The organism is Nonomuraea sp. NPDC049480 (assembly GCF_044465905.1).
Taxonomy (GTDB): Bacteria; Actinomycetota; Actinomycetes; order Streptosporangiales; family Streptosporangiaceae; genus Nonomuraea.
In genome coordinates this window covers 100,134-116,616 of sequence record NZ_JBITMD010000003.1, presented here as the reverse complement: position 1 = coordinate 116,616, position 16,483 = coordinate 100,134, and the positions used below count along the sequence as shown (strand labels likewise).

The following is a 16,483-nucleotide window of genomic DNA, read 5'->3' as shown; positions in this document are numbered from 1 at the left end:
GCCCGGGTCACCCTCGTATCCGCGGGTCGATGACGCGGTAGGCCAGGTCGAGCAGCGTGCTGATGGTCACGTACACGACGGCCGACAGCAGCACGACGGCCATCACCACAGGCATGTCCCGGCCGGTCACCGCCTGCATGGCCACCTGGCCGAGCCCGGGCCGCCCGAACAGCACCTCGGTGATCACCGCGCCGCCCAGCAGCGTCCCGGTGAACCACCCGGCCAGCGTCACGGCGGGGATCAGCGCGTGCCGCAGGGCATGCCTGGCGACCAGGGCGCGTTCGGTGAGCCCGCGGGCCCGCGCCGTCACCGCGAACGGCTGCTCCAGCGCCCGTTCCAGCCCGCCGCGCAGCACCTGCCCCAGCACGCCAGCGATCGGCAGGCCGAGCGCGAGCGCGGGCAGCACCAGCGCCTGCGGCCCCTGTGCCCCCGAGACGGGGAACCAGCCCAGCGTGAACGAGAACACCGACAGCAGCACGATCCCGATCAGGAAGGGCGGCACCGAAACCGCCACCAGTTCGGCGGCCGAGGCGGCGCCGCGCAGCCAACGCCCCCTGCCTGCCGTGACGATCGCGATGACGCCGGCCAGGGCCACGCCGGTGGCCGCGGCCGCGAGCGTGAGCTGCGCGGTCGGGCCGATCTGGGTGGCCAGGATCTCGCCGACGCCGCGCTGCAGCTGGTAGGAGCGGCCGAGGTCGCCATGGAGCAGCCGCCACAGGTAGGCCAGGTACTGCACGATCCGCGGTCGGTCGAGCCCCCACTCGGCGACGATTCCGGCCCGGATTTCTGGGGTGTCGGGGCCGTCGCCGACCAGGATGTCGACGGTGTCGCCGGGGGCCAGCAGCAGCGCCACGTACGAAGCGGTCGCCGCGGCCCAGAGCACGGCCAGCCCGGTGCCCATTCGTTTGATCATGTGCCGATCCGCACGTCGTACGCGCTCGCCGGGGTTCCGGAGGCCGGGTCGAAGCCGAGGCCCTGCACGCTCTTGTTCGCCGCGATCTGGTCGGCGGGGACGTAGAGCGGGAACACGATGGCGTGCTCCGTCACGGCAGCGTGCTGGATCTTGGCGTAGAGCTCCTTGCGTTCGGCCTGGTCGGAGGTGGCCGAGGCGGCGGCGAGCCACTTGTCCACCTGCGGGTCGGAGAAGCGGGTGCGGTTGATGGCGCCCTTCGTCGGCAGGATGAGGTTGAGCGCGGCGCCCGCGTCGGAATCGCCGCGGGAGTTGCCGAAGATGTCGTACGCGTTCTCGTCCAGGGCCTTCTGGGCGCTGCCCTGGTCCACGATCTTGATCTGGAAGTCGATGCCGGCGTTCTGCTTGACCTGCGCCTGGATGGCCTGCGCGAGGACGTCCCTGCGGTCCCGGACGAAGGGCGCGGAGGCGACCTCGCGTACCGTGAGCCGCTTGCCGTCCTTGACCCGGTAGCCCTCCGCGTCGCGCTCCTTCCAGCCGGCCGCGTCGAGCAGGGCGTTGGCCTTGGCCACGTCGCCACCGAAGGTGTTCTCCAGGGTGGCGTCGTAGAAGGTGCTCTGCTTGCCGACGATGCTCCACGCCCTGGTGGCGGTGCCCTGGTAGACGGACTTCAGCACGGCGTCCACGTCCACGGCCTCGCGGAACGCCTCGCGCACGCGCTGGTCGTCGAAGGGGGCGTGGGAGGTGTTGAAGTAGTAGGAGTAGGAGGTGCCGGAGTTCAGGGCGGTCTGCAGGGTCAGGGTCGGGTCCTTCTTGATGAGTGCGACCTCGGTGGCGGGGACGCCCTCGATGGCCTGCACCTGGCCGGAGGTGATCGCGCCGACGCGGACCGCGGCCTCGGGCAGGAACCGGTAGGTGATCTCCGACAGGTGGGCGGGACCCTGGTGTGCCGCCCCGGCGGGCGGCCAGTTGTAGGCGGGGTTGCGCCGGTAGTGGATCTCCTGGCCCTGGACGTACCGGTCGAGGATGAACGGCCCGGTGCCGACCAGGTCGGGCCCGCCGAACTTGAGGTCCTTGGCGCTCTTGAGCGACTTCGGCGAGACCTGCCCGGCGTAGGGAGAGGCGAGGAAGTCGAGGAACAGCGCGTCCGGATCCTTGAGCGTGATCTTCAGCTGGTACGGCGACACGACCTCCGCCTTGTCGAAGGCCTTGAGCTGGATCGCGGCCACCGCCGGGTTGTAGCCGGGCACCCTGAACTGCTCGAGGTTGGCTTTGACGGCGGCGGCGTCGAACTTCGTGCCGTCGTGGAAGGCCACGTCGTCGCGCAGGTCGAGGGTGTAGGTGAGCCCGTCGTCCGACACCTTCCACGACTTGGCCAGCCAGGGACGGAACGTACCGTCCTCGGCCTTGGAGACCAGCGCGTCGAACTGGTTGAACACGAGCAGCCGCACCTTGTTCTGCGCCCACAGCTGCGGGTTCAGCGTGATGGGCTGCGTCTCGATGGCCCAGGTCAGCGAGGTGACGGCGGCTTCCTGGGCAGGCTGCCCGCCGCAAGCGGCCAGCGTGGCGACGAGCAGAAAAGGGATGAGGCGCTTCACGGGCGTTTCCAGGCTTCTGCGAGCAGCTCGTACGAGCGCACGCGGTGGTGATGGTCGTGGGTGATCGTGGTGACCAGCAGCTCGTCGGCCCCGGTCACGTGGCGGAGCACGCGCAGCCGCTCGGCCACCTGATCGGGCGTGCCGACGAACCGGGTGTCGACGCGGTCCTTGACGAGCTCGCGGTCGGCGTCGGTCCAGACGTGCGCCTCGGCCTCCTCGCCCGTGGGGTACCGCATCGCGCCTGCGCCGGTCCTGATGCTGCGCACCCAAAGGCCGTAGCCTCTGGCCAGCTCGCGGGCCTTCGCCTCGTCCTCGGCGACCACCGCGTCCGCCGAGACGACGACATACGGCTCGGCCAGCGCGTCGGACGGCTTGAACGCCTCCCGGTAGGCGTCGACGGCCTCCAGCACGTTGGACGGGCTGACGTGGTAGTTGGCCGCGAACGGCAGCCCCCGCTCCCCCGCCACCTGCGCGCTCTGCCCGCCGCTGCTGCCGAGGATCCACACCTCCACGTCCGCGCCCTCACCAGGCACGGCCCGCGCCTCGTGCGTGCCCTTGAGGAAGGCCAGCACATCGTCGATCTGGTCGGCGAAGTCGGGCGTCTGCGCGCCGGGCTGCTGGAGCAGCGTGGCGTAGTGGGCGAGATGGGGATGCTTGGCCAGCTGTGAGAAGTCGAACGGCGGCGGGATCAGCAGCCCGTCCACGACCCTGGCGGGCCTGGGCTCCCAGGCGGCCTGGGCGAACTCGGCGCGGCGCTGCCCCGAACGGCCGATCCCCAAGTCGATCCGGCCCGGATGGAGTGCGTCGATGAGCCCGAACTGCTCGACCACCGACAGCGGCGTCTGGTGCCCGAGCTGCACGGCCCCCGATCCCACCCGGATCGTGGACGTCGCCGCGGCGACCAGGGCGATCAGCACGGCCGGGGCCGAGCTGGCCACGCCGGGCGCGAAGTGGTGCTCGGCCAGCCAGTACCGGCGGTAGCCGAACTCCTCGGCCCGCCTGGCCAGGTGGATGGTGTTGCGCAACGCGTCACCGGCGGTGCCTCCCGACACGATCGGGGCGAGGTCGAGGATGGACAGTGTCACGAGGCACCTCCGGGGAACGGCCTGCTGGGGATCTCCGCCCGCAGCGCGGGCGCGATCTCGGTCTGGAACAGCTCCAGCGCGTCCCGGTGCTGCTCGGGGGTGAGCCCGTCGGCGTCGGCGTGCAGGTGCATGACCTCGTGCCCGAACCGCTTGTGGTAGCGCAGCACCTTGTCGATGATCTGCTGCGGGCTGCCGACCAGGATCGAGCTGCGCTCGATGGCGTCCTCCAGCGTCGGGAACACGATCGGCAGCCCGAGCTTCCGCTGGAACGCCACGCGGGCGTCATAGACCGGCCGGTACGTCGCGATGGCCTCCTGCGAGGTGCGGGCCGCGTAGTAACCCGCCGTGCCGGCCCCGACCAGCGCGTCGGCTGGGTCGTGGCCGTAGTGCGCCCAGCGTTCCCGGTAGTGGTCGATCAGCTCGGCGTACGGGTCGATGGGGTTGGTGACGTTGGCGGAGAACAGCGGATCGCCGTAACGGGCGGCCAGGTCCACCGACTCCTTGCTGGTGGCGCTGCCATGCCAGACCCGGATCGGCCGCTGCAGCGGCCGCGGCCAGGTCTCCGCCTCGACGAGCGGCGGCCGGAAGCGGCCTGACCAGGTGACCTTGTCCTCCCGCCACAGGCGGCGGAACAGCTCGTACCCTTGGCGGTTGCGCTCCCACTGGTCCTCGGCCGTGACGTGGAACAGCTCGGCCTGCGCCGCGCCGTTGCCCTTGCCGATGATCAGCTCGAGCCGCCCCTCGGACAGGTGGTCGAGGGTGGCGTAGTCCTCGTAAGCGCGCACCGGGTCGAGCAGGCTCAGCGTGGTCACTGCGGTGAACAGCCGAATCCGTGACGTCTTCGCCGCGATGTGGCTGAGCACGACCGGCGGCGAGGAGGCGATGAACGGCCGCTCGTGCCGCTCTCCCACGCCGAACCCGTCGAAGCCGAGCTCCTCGGCCAGCACCGCGTTGTCGACGACCTCGCGGAAACGTTCGGTGGGTGATCGGTCGTCGTTGTGCACGATCAACGTGATGAGCAGAAATTTCATGACACCTCCGCGTAGCGGCTGACCGGGTGAGGCAGGCCGAGCAGCCCGCGCAGCGTGGATGCCTCGTACTCGTGCCGGAACGCCCCTCGCCCTCGCAGCTCGGCCGTCAGCTCCCGGGTGATCCGCTCCAGGTCGTGCGGCAGCGCGCCGGGCCGCAGCCGGAACCCCTGGATGCCGGCTCGCCGCCACTCCAGCAGCACCTCGGCCAGCTCCCGGGCGGTCCCCGTGAAGATCGCGGCGTCGGAGACGAGCTCGGCCCCGTCCAGTTCGTCGAGCCGCGCCTTGCGCCCGGCCGCGTCCTCACCCAGGAAGACGACCAGGTCGGCGAAGATCTTCAGCTCGCCGGACAGCCCTCGGACCTCCTCGACGATGGCGCGGGCCTGCTCGGGCGAGTGCGGCGTGACGTACACGACGTCGGCGCCGCCGGCGGCGAACTCGTACGGCAGCCGCGCGTGCGCGAGCGCGGTCACCACCGGCTGCCCCTGCGGCGAGCGCGGCGTGATCGACGGTCCTTTGACCGAGAAGAACCGCCCGGCGAAGTCGATGTAGTGGAGCTTGTCCCGGTCGATGAACCTGCCGGTGGCCACGTCGCGGATCTCGGCGTCGTCCTCCCAGCTGTCCCAGAGCCGCCGCGCCACCTCCACCGCGTCCGCCGCCTCCGCGAACAGATCGCGCGCCTGCGGGTCGGCCGACAGGTCCACGCCGCCCTGCCGGTTCAACAGCCGATCGAGCGGCGGGAACTCCCGGCGGCCGACGAGCCGCGCCTCCGAGGCCCGCGGCGAGACCTGCGCCCGCCACCCGGCCCGGCCGCCGCTGACGTGGTCGAGCGTGGCGATGCCGATGGCCACGTGGAACGGCTCGGTGTGCGTGACCGTGGCGGTCGGCACCAGCCCGATCCGGCTCGTGAGCGGCGCCAGCCGGGCCGCGAGCAACACCGCGTCGAACCGTCCCCGCACCTGGTCGGTGCGGTCGTCGTCGCCGTCGGGCAGCGTGGACTGCAACCCGAACGCGTCCTCGATGGTGACGAAGTCGAGCAGCCCGCGCTCGGCCTCGGCCACCAGCCCAGCCCAGTGACGTGCCGAGAAGATCCCCTCCGGGGAGTCCCATGAGCGCCAGGCGGCAGGATGCCAGCCCGCGCCGTCCAGCGCCACGGCCAAGTGCAACGTCATGCCAGCTCCAAATGGTCACGAAGGGTGGCGCCGGTGTACTCGGTGCGGAAGACGCCGCGCTCACGCAGCAGCGGCACCACCCGGTCCACGAACTCGTCCAGCCCGCCCGGCGTCAGGTGCGGCACGAGGATGAACCCGTCGGCGGCGTCGGCCTGCACGTGCTCGTCAATCTGCCGGGCCACGCTCTCGGGGGTGCCGATGAACGTCTGCCGCCCGGTCACCTCGATGACCAGCTCCCGGATCGACAGGCCTTTCTCCTCGGCCAGCGCCCGCCATTTGGCCGCCACGGCCGCCCTGTCCTTGATCGCCACCCTGCCCTGGGAGACGCCTTCCGACAGGTCCGGATCGACCTCCGGCAGCGGGCCCTCCGGGTCGTAGGCCGACATGTCACGACCCCACACCTGCTCCAGGAAGACGATCGCGGTCTGCGGCCCGACCTGCTGACGCCGGATGCGGGCGGCGTTCTCCGCGGCCTCCTCCTCGGTGTCGCCCAGCGCGAACGTCACCCCAGGCATGATCTTCAACTGGTGCGGCTCGCGACCGTACTTGCCCAGGCGGCGCTTGACGTCGGCGTAGAAGCGCTTGCCGTCCTCCAGCCTGCCGTGCGGCGTGAAGATCACGTCGGCGTTGGCGGCGGCGAACTCGCGGCCCTCGTCGGAGTCGCCCGCCTGGATGATCACGGGGCGGCCTTGCGGGCTGCGAGGCAGGGTGAACCGGCCACTCACCGAGAAGTGCGTGCCGCGATGCTCGACCATCGTGATGGCCCCCTCGTGGATGAACCGTCCCGCCGCCGGGTCGGCGACGATGGCGTCGGGCTGCCAGGAGTCCCACAGCTCGCGCGCCAGGCGGACGAACTCGGCGGCCCGCCCGTACCGGTCGGCACGGTCCAGGTAGCCGCCGCGGCGGAAGTTCTCGCCGGTGAAGGCGTCGGAGGTGGTGACCACGTTCCACGCGGCCCGGCCCTCGCTCAGGTGGTCGAGCGTGGATAGGCGCCTGGCCAGCTCGTACGGCTCGTTGAAAGTCGCGTTGACGGTCCCGGCCAGGCCCAGCCGGTCGGTCACCGCGGCCAGCGCGCTGAGCTCGGTGAGCGACTCCGGCCGGCCCACCACGTCCAGATCGTGGATGCGGTCCTTCAGCTCGCGTAACCGCAGCCCCTCGGCGAGGAAGAAGAAGTCGAACGTGCCACGCTCGGCCGTCTTCGCGAGATGGACGAACGAGGCGAAGTCGATCTGGCTGCCGGAGCGGGGGTCGGCCCAGACGGTGGTGTTGTTCACGCCGGGGAAGTGGGCCGCCAGGTGGACCTGCTTGCGCGTCATCGGCCCCGCCCGTGGGGCGCGTCCCAGGTTGCGGGCAGGCCCTCGGTGGTCTCGCGGAAGGCGGGCCGCTGGTAGAGGTCACGGGCGTAGGGCCACAGGTGTTCGAAGTCGCTCAGTTCCCGCTCGCTGACGAGGTGGCCGCGGTTGTACTCGGCGTCGAACCTGGCCAGCGTCACCCACAGCCGCACGTCGGCCTCGGTGATCGTGTCCCCGGCCAGGAAGCGCTGCTCGGACAGGCGCTCATCCAGGCGTTCCAGTGCCGATACAACCACGTGGCGCTCCCGCTCGCGGTCGTCCTCGGTGGTGGCACGGGCCACGCGGGAGACGCCGGTGTTGACGTCGTAGTAGATCCACCCGTTCAGCTTGTTGATCTCGGGGCGCAGCGCGTCCGGGTAGAGATCGATCGATGTGTCGGCCCATTGCTCGAACCGGGTGGCCAGGTCGATCGTGATGTCGGGGAAGTTGTTGCTGACGATCGTGCCGGTCCGCCGGTCCCAGAGCACGGGGACCGAGATGTGGCCGCCGTACCCCTTCTCGGTCGCCTCGTACGCCTGCTCCAGCAGGGTGAAGCCGTTGACCGGGTCGGCGCCGCGGCGTTCCCGGAAGGCCCAGCCGCGGCCGTCGCGCTCGTCGTCGACATAGGACAGGGAGACGACGTCCTCCAGTCCCTTGAGCTTGCGGACGATCGCGGCGCGCTGGGCGTAGGGGCAGACCCAGGCGACGTAGAGGTGGTAGCGGCCAGGCTCGGCGAGAAAGCCGCTGGAGCCGTCGGCGGTGATCCGGCCCTGGAAGGGATAGACCGGGCGGTTCCAGTCCGGGGACAGGTGCAGGCGCCCCGGACCGTAGTGGCCGTACGCGGTGTGGTCGACGGGGCTCGCGTAGGCCCGCGTCTGCGTGGTTGTGGACACAAGCTGCTCCGGGGTTCAGGAGTCGGGGTGGGCCAGGAAGCGGCCGAAGCGGCCCTGGTGGTAGAGGAGTGGGCGGCCGGCGTGCCGTACGCCGGCCTCGGCGACCAGGCCGACCACCAGGAGGTGGTCGCCGACCTCGGCTCGCTCGTAGGGCAGGCAGATCAGGTGCGCCGAGACGTCCTGCAGCAGCGGGGCGCCCAGCGGTCCGGGCCGCCAGCGGGTGGGCGCGGCGAAGCGGTCGATGTTCTTGCGGGCGAAGCGGGCCGCCAGCTCGGCCTGGTCACTGGCCAGGATGTTGACCGCGAAGTGGTCGGCGGCGCCCAGTTGCGGCCAGGTGGTGGAGGAACGGTCCACGTAGAAGGAGACCAGGGGTGGTTCCAGGCTGACGGAGGAGAAGGACGTGGCGGTGAGGCCCACGGGAATGCCGTCGTTCTGCGCGGTGATGACCACGACGCCGCTGGCGTGCACGGCGAGCGCCTGCCTGAACTGGTCGGCGGCGATGGCGCGGTCGGGCAGCGTGTCGGTCATGAGAGCACCCCGATTCCGCCGGTGGGGCGCAAGGTCTTTGATGGCACGATCACGAGAGAGTTCCTCACGGGAGTAGGCATGCTCACGTGGCGCCCCGGCGGCTGCCGGGGGCGCGGAGAAAGAGGAGTCGTCGGAGAAGGCATGGACGGCGTCGGCCACGCCGGGAGCACGAGGGTGGGATTCGGCGGCTACGGGTCCGTGATCAACGACACTGCGCGCTGGCGACGTGGCCGAAGTCCACGTGGGAGCGCCTTGTCAGGAGGAAGCCCTGGCTCATACCAACGACGCTAAGCCGCGATCTCCAATAAGTCAACATTCCCTACTGGTTTAGAGGGTAATTCTCGTCACGTAGCCGGCCGGGCGGCACGGGGATGGCGGGGAACGGATTGTCGGGCAGGAGGATGACCCGGCGTGCGTGACGCGGCTGCATGGCGGCATCGAGGTGCAGCAGGGCCGCGCCGATGCCGGCCGCACCGACCATGTAGCCGGTGTCCGCACTCACTTCGCCGGGACGAAGCCGCCGATACGCCTGGTACCAGCGAAGGCCCCGGCCGTCGGGGTCGCTGGCGGAGCCGATGAGATGCTCGGCGAGCCCGCGGGCGAAGGCCAGGTAGGCGTCCTTCCCCGTAACCGCCCACAGCCCGGTGAACAGTTCCAACAGCCCAGCGGTGCCGCAGCACTGGCAGGCCACGTTCCAGAACCCGGGCGTGCGCCGACGCGGCGCTCCGCTCTGCAGGATGCCGTTGGCCAGGCGCTCCACCCACTCCAGGTGCCCCGGGGCACCCGTCACCCGGTACAGCTCGTAGAACATCCGGGCCACGCCCGCCGAGCCCGAGCAGAAGCCCAGATAGTGCAGCGTGCGCTCGTGCGGCACGTGGTGCGGCACGACGGCGCACCGGTCGGTCACGGTGCTGACCTCGCGCACGAAGCCGGCGCCCCGGTCCGCCGCCTCCAGGAAGCGCCGCTCGCCGGTGAGGCCGTACAGGCGGGCCAGCAGGAACGCCGTCCCCGCCGTGCCGGCGAGAAATCCCGGGGTGACCGCGTCCACGGGCAGGTCCGGGCAGTCGCCGAACCGGTGTCCGGGCACGGCCAGCCCGGAGATGCGCTCCCCCGCCGCCACCGCGATCTCCTCATACGCCGGCACGCCCAGCGCGGTGGCGGCCCGCAAGAGCCCGAGCACGATCCCGCCGTCGCCGCGTTGGGCGGGATCTCCCGTCCAGCCGGGGCCGCCGTCCGTCGGGCGGGCCGCGCGGACGATCCGGTCGGCCGCGGCCACGGCCTCCTCCTCGAAGCGGCCGTCGCCGAGCGCCCACCCGGCCTCGATGAGCGCGACGACTGTGCCGGTCAGGCCGTGATAGAGCGACAAGTCGGCTTGGTCCCGCCAGGTGGTCGCGAGGTAGCGAGCACCTTCGCGGGCGTCCTCCAGGTACGCCTCGTGCCCGGTGGCCGCGGCCAGTTCCAGAAAGAACAGGACGATCCCGGCCGCCCCGGCGTACAGCGAGGCAGGCTCGGCGGCGGCGAGCGCCGACCGGCCCCGGGCATCCGGATTGGCCCTCCAGCGCCTCCCGCCCTCGTCATCCACGGCGGCTGAGCGTATCCATCGCCCGGCCAGGATGGCGGCGGTCAGGGGTGTCTCGGCACGCTCGCTCGGCGAGCGAGTCCTGTCCAAACCCATACTTGAGTATCCCATACTTCTGGTAGGAAAATAGGGCTACCTGACGAACGCCGGGAGGAACACAGTGTCCCTGCCTGATTTCCTGATCGCCGGTGTACCCAAAGCGGGGACGACCGCCTTGCACAGCACGCTGCAGCAGCATCCGGAGCTCTATCTGTCCACGATCAAAGAGCCGAAGTTCTTCCTGACCGACGGCCCGCCGCCCGACAGAGGCGGACCCGGCGACGCCGCGACCTATCAGGAGCACATCTGGCGGCGCGCGGACTACGAGGCGCTGTTCGCCGAAGCGCCCCCGGGCACCCTGACCGGGGAGTCCACGCCTTTCTATCTCTATGATCTGGCCGCTCAGCGGCGCATCCACGCCGCCATCCCCGACGTCAGGCTCATCCTGACGCTGCGCGACCCGGTCGAGCGGGCCCACTCCAACTGGACGCATCTGTGGTCGGCCGGGTTGGAGCCGATCGGCGACCTGGTGCGTGCGTGCCAGGCCGAGCAGCTGCGGAGCGCCGAGGGGTGGGGGCACTTCTGGCACTACGTCGGGCTGGGCCGGTACGGCGAACAGCTGGAGCATCTGTTCGGCCTGTTCCCCCGCGACCAGGTGCTGATCTTCCGTTACCGGGACATCGTCGACCGGCCCGCCGCCACGCTGGATCGGATCTGCGCCTTCCTCGGCGTGCGCCAAGGGGTGCTCACCGAGGTTGCCAGGGAGAACGTGACTGCGCACCCGGCCGAGGGTGCCCGGCACCTCATGCTGTCGTCATTGCGCAGGCGTCTGCCCGCCGCCCTGGCCATGCCGGTCGAGGCTCTGCTCCAGCGCCGCGGCCCGGCTCGCCGGCCCTTGTCCTGGGAGCAGCGGCAGCAGCTCATCCCGTACTTCGCCGAGGACATCCGGCTGCTCCAGCGCGTCACAGGGGAGGACTTCAGCGACTGGCTCCGCCCCCGCGAACGCTCCGGCGGCCTGGTCGGCGCCCGGCCGCCGGGGCAGCGGCAGTCGCGCAACGGCCGCCGGTCCTGATCACCGCAGTTCGGTACGCAGTTCGTGGGCGCCGTCCGGGCGGGTGTACTCGTAGTACAGCCGGACCCCGCCGCCGGGCAGGTCCACGAGTTCCAGGTAACGCAGGCCCCGGCCACGATGCGGCGACTCCGTCGCGGGCGCCTCGCCCAGCGGAGTCAGCGCGGCCGGGTCCGTGCCGACGGCGATGCCGGTACGCTCCTCGTAGTTCTCCGCCGCACTCGCCCGCCCGTCGTAGAACGCCGTCACTCGGTCGTCATCGAAACGCACCGCGCTGACCCGGGCGCCGCGCGCGTCCCACAGACCTGGACGGCCGCTCAGAGCGGTGCCGTGCCAGGTCCACTCCAAGCCGTCGGCGCTGGTGGCGTAGTCCGTTACCATCTGGTCGGCCTCGTCGGGATCTGCCAGCGGATGGCAGGAGGCCCACAGGTGCCACACACCATCCCGCCGTACGATGACCGTGTCCTTCACCCCGGTCTTCGGATCGCCCGGCAGGACGGTGACGCGCGAGCGCGCATCGAACGCCGCCGGATCGGCCGCCTCGAGCACCTCCACCCGCCAGTGCTTGGTGCCGGCGGTAGCACAGCTCAGGTACAGCCGCCAGCGCCCGTCCGGCAGGCGTACCAGCGAGGGCCGCTCCAGGGACTCGGCGTCCATCTGCTCACGTGTGACACTGGTCAGCGTCTCGAAGCGTTCACCGTCCGCCGAGCAAGCGACCACGACGGCGTACCCGCGGCCCTGCCCGACCGGGCGGCGCAGCCGGTACGCGAGATAGATCAGCCCGTCCACGGCCACCGCGCTGGGCGCGCCCGCCCAGTACCCCTCCCCCGCGGCGGGCGGCTCGATCGCGACCACGGCGCGATCAGGGTCAGGGAGCAGGACGGCGTTCTCGTCGATCGACATGGTCGCGAGACTAGGCGATGGCACGGAGCTGGGCACGGACGAGGCCTCCCTTTGAACGTTTCCTTTGAGTCCGCCGTCACGCCTTGGCGGCATCCGTGAGCGCCGCCCTCACCTGCGGCGCCACCGCGGTGTGCCACTGCTCCAGCACCTCCGGCAGGCGCGGAAGATCGGCCTCGACCATGGCGGCGGTGGGCTCAGATGCGCCCGCCAAACGCGAACTCCACGACGACCTGCTCGCCGCCGCAACCCTGGTCACCGATGTCACCCACCAGTGCGCCGCGGTCGGCGAACTGCACCACCGCCCGCAGACACCGGTCAAGGCCGAGCTCGGCGAGATCGTCCTGGGCACGAAGACCGGCCGCGAACACCCTGGCGACCTCGTGGTCTTCGACTCCACCGGCACCGCCGTCCAGGATGTCGCCGCCGCACAGGCGCTCTACACCGCCGCAATGAAGAACAGCGCCGGCCGCCCACTCCCCCTATGGGAATAAGCTCCGCGGCGGCAGGAAGTTCGGGCGCCATCTCGCGCCGCCATGCTCTTGCGCGACACGATCATCCTTCTTGCCGTCGCAGACCTTGATACTGGACCGGTCGGCGCCCGCCGATGGACGGGCGGCCGCCGCCACGCACCGGCAGAAGTGTTGAGGCAAGGCTTTCCGCTGCCTCAAAGGGTCATGAGGTGCTCGCCATACTTACCGCGCAGTACGGCGAGCACCTTGCCCACGGTGGGCAGTCGTTTCTCGGTCGCCGGATCCCACACCAGACCGGCCGTGAGGATCATGCGCGGCTCATCCAATGGGATGAGGGCGATTGCGGGCGTGTCGTAGAGGAGGCGCGCCGACGGATGACTCCCCGTGAGCGTCAGCGCAACCGCGCCGGTGTGCAGGATGTGCGCGATGGACTGGACCGGATCGTTGGGGATCTCCATGATCCGGACTATTCCGGCCTCGATCATGGCTTCCTGGATCGTTCCCAAAAGCGTGGGGTGGACCTTGCGGGAGGTGGTGAGGACCTTGCGGCCCTTCAGGTCGCGAAGGGATACGGAGGAGCGGCCGGCCAGGACGTCGTCGGCCCGCACAGCGACCGCGAAGGTCGACTGTCCCAGCGGCAAGGCGTGCAGGCGCGGTTCTTCCACGGGAAGATGCACCACCGCCAGATCGATGCCACCGCTTGTCACTTTGGGCAGCAAGTCCGCTGTGGACTCCAGCGTCACCGGCAGTTCCGTCTCGGGGGCCGTCTCGTGGAAGGCCGACAACACGGCGTCGAGAATCTGCGGTGCGGCCAACGGGGTCGCTCCTATGTGGCAGCGTCGCTCGGCGAACGCGTCCCGGTCGCGGGAGAGGCCCTTCAGCGCATCGAAACGCCGCACGACATCGCGAGCGTGTTCCAGGAAGTCCCGGCCGAAGCGGGTGAGCTGCACGTTGTGGTACCGGCGGAGGAACAGCTCCGCTCCCAGTTCGTGCTCCAGCGCCCGGATGTGGCGGCTCAGCGGCGAGGGGCTGATGCGCAGCCGCTCCGCCGCGCGCCCGAAATGGAGCTCGTCGGCGACGGTGACGAAGTAGCGAAGCTGCTGGATGTCCACCTGGCCAATAAACCATTCACAGAAGATCACATCCAAACCTCTGGATCACTTTCCGCACTTCACGAGAACTTCACACGTTGCGGTTCCGGAAACGTGCACGTTCGGAAATCGGCCATGGTCAGCGAGATGACGGTGATGCGACCCTGTACGTACGAGACGCGCCGTTGACTTCGCGGTAACTCGGGCGGCCCGCCGAACCGGGGTCGTCACCTCATCGCCCCGTCCTCTCCTCGACATGCCCAACGGGCCTGCTCGCGCATGCCCGAAACGCGTTAAGGGACGGCCGGTGACCGGAAGGAATGTGATGACGGATGTCTGAGAGCGGAAACTCCTGCTCCCTGCCCCTCCTCGGGGTCCGCGTGGTCGACACGACGGCCGGGAGGGAAGGGACCGCCGGCCGGTTTCTCGCGGATCTCGGAGCGGACGTGATCCTGGTGGAACCGCCGGGTGGCGCCGACGCACGGCGGCTGGCGCCCCTGCACGAGGGAACGAGCCTGCATTTCGCCACGCACCACGCCGGCAAGCGAGGCGTGACCCTGGACCTGATCCGTTCGGAGGACCGGGATCGGTTGCTGGCGCTGCTGGACGCCGCCGATGTCTGGATCGAGGGCGGACGTCCCGGCGATATGGCGGACCAGGGCGTGAACTTCGGTGCGGTGGCCGCCCGCAACCCCGCTCTGGTGATCCTGTCGATCTCCGACTTCGGGCAGACCGGCCCCTACAGCGGGTACACCGCCACCGAGCGCGTGCATCTGGCCCTGGGCGGCGTCCTCTCGCGCTCCGGGCTGCCGGGTCTGGCTCCGTTGCTGCCGCCGGGCTCCTTGGCCACGGAGGCCGCCGCGTACCAGGCGGCCTGGACCGCGCTCCTGGCCTACCTCAACCGCCTGGCGACCGGTCGCGGCGACCACATCGACTTCTCCGTCAGCGAGGCTGTCGCGCAGGTTCTCGATCCGGGCTACGGAATCGGCGGTTCGGCGACCGGCGGGACACGTCCCACCGATCTGCCCCGAGGGCGTCCGGACGGCAGGCACCTGTACCCGATCTTCGCCTGCGCGGACGGCCATGTCCGGGTATGCCTGCTCAGCGCCCGCCAGTGGCGCGGCATGCGGGCCTGGCTGGGCGAGCCCGAAGAGCTCTCCGACCCGGCGTACGAGTCGCTCGGCGCCAGGTTCATGGCCGCGGACAAGATCCATGCCTACATCCGGGAGTTGTTCCGGGACCAGAGCAGGGACGAACTCGTGGAGCAGGGGCAGCGGCTCGGCGTGCCGATCGCCGCCGTGCTCACTCCACGGGAGGTGCTGGACGCCGGGCACTTCGCGGAGCGCGGGGCGCTGGCCGACGTCGAGGTCACCCCCGGCCTCACGGGCCGCGTGCCCACGGGGTTTCTGGAGCTCGACGGTGTGCGGGCGGGACTCCGGCGCCGGGCGCCCCTGCCCGGCGAGCACAACGCCGAGGTCTTCGCCGAGCTGGACCACTCCGGGGACGGCGGCGAGCAACCTGCGAGCTCCCCCGACCAGGGTTTCGAGGGACGGCGGCAGCCGCTGAGCGGGGTGCGTGTCCTCGACCTCGGCGTGATCGTGGCGGGTGCGGAGGCCGGCCGGCTGCTCGCGGATTTCGGCGCCGACGTCGTCAAGGTCGAGAACCGCGCCTTTCCCGACGGCAGCCGCCAGTCGCTCACCGGCGAGGCGATCACCGCCTCGTTCGTCTCCGGGCATCGCAACAAGCGCGGACTCGGGCTCAACCTGCGTTGCTCCGAGGGAGTCGCGCTGTTCAAGCGGCTGGTCGCCGGTGCTGACGTGGTGCTGTCGAACTTCAAGCCCGGCACCCTCGAGTCGCTCGGACTCGGGTACGACGATCTCCGGACGATCAACCCGAAGATCGTCATGGCGGACAGCAGCGCGTTCGGCTCCTGGGGCCCGTGGAGCAAGCGCATGGGCTACGGCCCGCTGGTCCGGGCCTCGACCGGGCTGACCTCGCTGTGGCGCTACCCGGACGTGGCGGAGGGGTTCAGCGACGCGACGACGATCTATCCCGACCATCTGGTCGGCCGGGTCTGCGCCACCGCCGTCCTCGCCCAGCTCGTGCGCTGCCGGCGGACCGGCGAGGGCGGCACGGTCGGCGTCTCTCAGGCCGAGGTCATCCTGACCGCGATGGCCGACCTGCTGCTCGCCGAGTCGTTGAATCCCGGGTCGCTGACCGCGGGAGGCGGCACCACCGATGCTCCGCAAGGCGTGTACCCGTGCGCCGGCGACGACGAATGGTGCGCGATCGACGTCCGCGACCGTAAGGACTTCGAGCGCCTGTGCTCCGTGATCGGTCGTCCCGACCTGGCCGAGGACGCGGAGCTCGCGACCGCCGCGGGACGCCTGGAACGACGCGAGGAGATCGAGGCGGCCCTGGTGCGATGGACGAGTGGCCACGAGCCCCGCAAGGTCATGGAGCTGCTCCAGCAGGCCGGAGTTCCGGCCGGCGCCATGCTGCGCGTCTCCGACTACCCCGGCGACCCGCACCTGTCCTCGCGGGGCTTCCTCACCGTCCTTCACCAGCCTGGCCGTGCGGAGGGCCTGCTGACCGAGGCCCGTCCCGCGCGGTTCCAGCACGTCGCCGACCCCCTCCTCGGGCCCGCGCCACTGCAGGGGGAGCACACCAGGGAGATCTGCCAGGAGTGGCTGGGCCTGCCGGAGCCGGAGATGGAGGAGCTGCTGCGCGCCGGCGCACTGGAAGAGGGCGGTTCTCGCGCCTGAGCCGAAATCAGGCGCGACAGCG

15 protein-coding genes are annotated in these 16,483 nt (G+C 70.7%); 3 read left to right on the top strand and 12 right to left on the bottom strand.

What is annotated here, in order from left to right; translation table 11 throughout:
• Positions 1–7: 7 nt before the first annotated feature.
• From ACIBX3_RS10270 to ACIBX3_RS10230, 9 genes are all read right to left on the bottom strand, one after another.
• On the bottom strand, positions 8–913 hold the full coding sequence (locus ACIBX3_RS10270; RefSeq protein WP_397115245.1) for an ABC transporter permease: 906 nt from the start codon (positions 911–913) through the stop codon (positions 8–10).
• A complete protein-coding gene (locus tag ACIBX3_RS10265) occupies positions 910–2,508 on the bottom strand; it encodes an ABC transporter substrate-binding protein (RefSeq protein ID WP_397115243.1) in 1,599 nt (532 codons plus the stop codon). Before ACIBX3_RS10265 ends, ACIBX3_RS10270 begins: the two co-directional genes overlap by 4 nt.
• Positions 2,505–3,593 carry an MsnO8 family LLM class oxidoreductase gene (locus ACIBX3_RS10260; protein ID WP_397115242.1) on the bottom strand — a complete coding sequence of 363 codons (1,089 nt, stop codon included), beginning with the start codon at positions 3,591–3,593 and terminating at the stop codon, positions 2,505–2,507. The genes ACIBX3_RS10265 and ACIBX3_RS10260 overlap by 4 nt, the downstream gene beginning before the upstream one ends.
• A complete protein-coding gene (locus ACIBX3_RS10255) occupies positions 3,590–4,624 on the bottom strand; it encodes an LLM class flavin-dependent oxidoreductase (RefSeq protein WP_397115240.1) in 1,035 nt (344 codons plus the stop codon). Before ACIBX3_RS10255 ends, ACIBX3_RS10260 begins: the two co-directional genes overlap by 4 nt.
• Entirely contained in the window at positions 4,621–5,793 is a 1,173-nt protein-coding gene (locus ACIBX3_RS10250; protein ID WP_397115238.1) for an LLM class flavin-dependent oxidoreductase, read from the bottom strand. Before ACIBX3_RS10250 ends, ACIBX3_RS10255 begins: the two co-directional genes overlap by 4 nt.
• Complete coding sequence (locus ACIBX3_RS10245) at positions 5,790–7,109, bottom strand: NtaA/DmoA family FMN-dependent monooxygenase (protein WP_397115236.1); 1,320 nt, start codon at positions 7,107–7,109, stop codon at positions 5,790–5,792. The genes ACIBX3_RS10250 and ACIBX3_RS10245 overlap by 4 nt, the downstream gene beginning before the upstream one ends.
• Complete coding sequence (locus tag ACIBX3_RS10240) at positions 7,106–8,017, bottom strand: glutathione S-transferase C-terminal domain-containing protein (RefSeq protein ID WP_397115235.1); 912 nt, start codon at positions 8,015–8,017, stop codon at positions 7,106–7,108. The genes ACIBX3_RS10245 and ACIBX3_RS10240 overlap by 4 nt, the downstream gene beginning before the upstream one ends.
• Positions 8,018–8,032: 15 nt before the next feature.
• A complete protein-coding gene (locus tag ACIBX3_RS10235; RefSeq protein ID WP_397115233.1) occupies positions 8,033–8,545 on the bottom strand; it encodes a flavin reductase family protein in 513 nt (170 codons plus the stop codon).
• A 319-nt stretch (positions 8,546–8,864) separates the two neighbouring features.
• On the bottom strand, positions 8,865–10,127 hold the full coding sequence (locus ACIBX3_RS10230) for a lanthionine synthetase LanC family protein (protein WP_397115231.1): 1,263 nt from the start codon (positions 10,125–10,127) through the stop codon (positions 8,865–8,867).
• A 157-nt stretch (positions 10,128–10,284) separates the two neighbouring features.
• Between ACIBX3_RS10230 and ACIBX3_RS10225 the strand changes: the two genes are divergently transcribed.
• The gene (locus ACIBX3_RS10225; RefSeq protein ID WP_397115230.1) at positions 10,285–11,235 is read left to right on the top strand and encodes a sulfotransferase family protein; all 951 of its coding nucleotides are present in this window, start codon (positions 10,285–10,287) and stop codon (positions 11,233–11,235) included.
• On the opposite strand, the gene ACIBX3_RS10220 is transcribed toward ACIBX3_RS10225, so the two are convergent.
• Both ACIBX3_RS10220 and ACIBX3_RS10215 read right to left on the bottom strand, forming a co-directional pair.
• Positions 11,236–12,135: a hypothetical protein gene (locus tag ACIBX3_RS10220; protein ID WP_397115228.1), complete on the bottom strand. Its 900-nt coding sequence runs from the start codon at positions 12,133–12,135 to the stop codon at positions 11,236–11,238.
• A gap of 76 nt (positions 12,136–12,211) precedes the next feature.
• Complete coding sequence (locus ACIBX3_RS10215; protein WP_397115226.1) at positions 12,212–12,346, bottom strand: hypothetical protein; 135 nt, start codon at positions 12,344–12,346, stop codon at positions 12,212–12,214.
• Between ACIBX3_RS10215 and ACIBX3_RS10210 the strand changes: the two genes are divergently transcribed.
• Positions 12,324–12,626 carry a hypothetical protein gene (locus tag ACIBX3_RS10210; protein WP_397115225.1) on the top strand — a complete coding sequence of 101 codons (303 nt, stop codon included), beginning with the start codon at positions 12,324–12,326 and terminating at the stop codon, positions 12,624–12,626. The two genes, ACIBX3_RS10215 and ACIBX3_RS10210, sit on opposite strands and share 23 nt — an antisense overlap.
• Before the next feature lie 173 nt (positions 12,627–12,799).
• On the opposite strand, the gene ACIBX3_RS10205 is transcribed toward ACIBX3_RS10210, so the two are convergent.
• The gene (locus ACIBX3_RS10205) at positions 12,800–13,747 is read right to left on the bottom strand and encodes a LysR family transcriptional regulator (protein ID WP_397116366.1); all 948 of its coding nucleotides are present in this window, start codon (positions 13,745–13,747) and stop codon (positions 12,800–12,802) included.
• 281 nt (positions 13,748–14,028) lie between these two features.
• Here ACIBX3_RS10205 and ACIBX3_RS10200 point away from each other — a divergent pair, with 281 nt between their 5' ends.
• On the top strand, positions 14,029–16,461 hold the full coding sequence (locus ACIBX3_RS10200) for a CaiB/BaiF CoA transferase family protein (protein ID WP_397115223.1): 2,433 nt from the start codon (positions 14,029–14,031) through the stop codon (positions 16,459–16,461).
• The last annotated feature ends 22 nt before the right edge of the window (positions 16,462–16,483 follow it).

What these genes read in the sequence shown, in the direction of transcription:
- ACIBX3_RS10220 (WP_397115228.1), bottom strand. Translation starts at nt 12,135, where the DNA reads ATGTCGATCGACGAGAACGCCGTCCTGCTCCCTGACCCTGATCGCGCC.
- ACIBX3_RS10255 (WP_397115240.1), bottom strand. Translation starts at nt 4,624, where the DNA reads ATGAAATTTCTGCTCATCACGTTGATCGTGCACAACGACGACCGATCA.
- ACIBX3_RS10250 (WP_397115238.1), bottom strand. Translation starts at nt 5,793, where the DNA reads ATGACGTTGCACTTGGCCGTGGCGCTGGACGGCGCGGGCTGGCATCCT.
- ACIBX3_RS10200 (WP_397115223.1), top strand. Translation starts at nt 14,029, where the DNA reads ATGTCTGAGAGCGGAAACTCCTGCTCCCTGCCCCTCCTCGGGGTCCGC.
- ACIBX3_RS10235 (WP_397115233.1), bottom strand. Translation starts at nt 8,545, where the DNA reads ATGACCGACACGCTGCCCGACCGCGCCATCGCCGCCGACCAGTTCAGG.
- ACIBX3_RS10270 (WP_397115245.1), bottom strand. Translation starts at nt 913, where the DNA reads ATGATCAAACGAATGGGCACCGGGCTGGCCGTGCTCTGGGCCGCGGCG.
- ACIBX3_RS10245 (WP_397115236.1), bottom strand. Translation starts at nt 7,109, where the DNA reads ATGACGCGCAAGCAGGTCCACCTGGCGGCCCACTTCCCCGGCGTGAAC.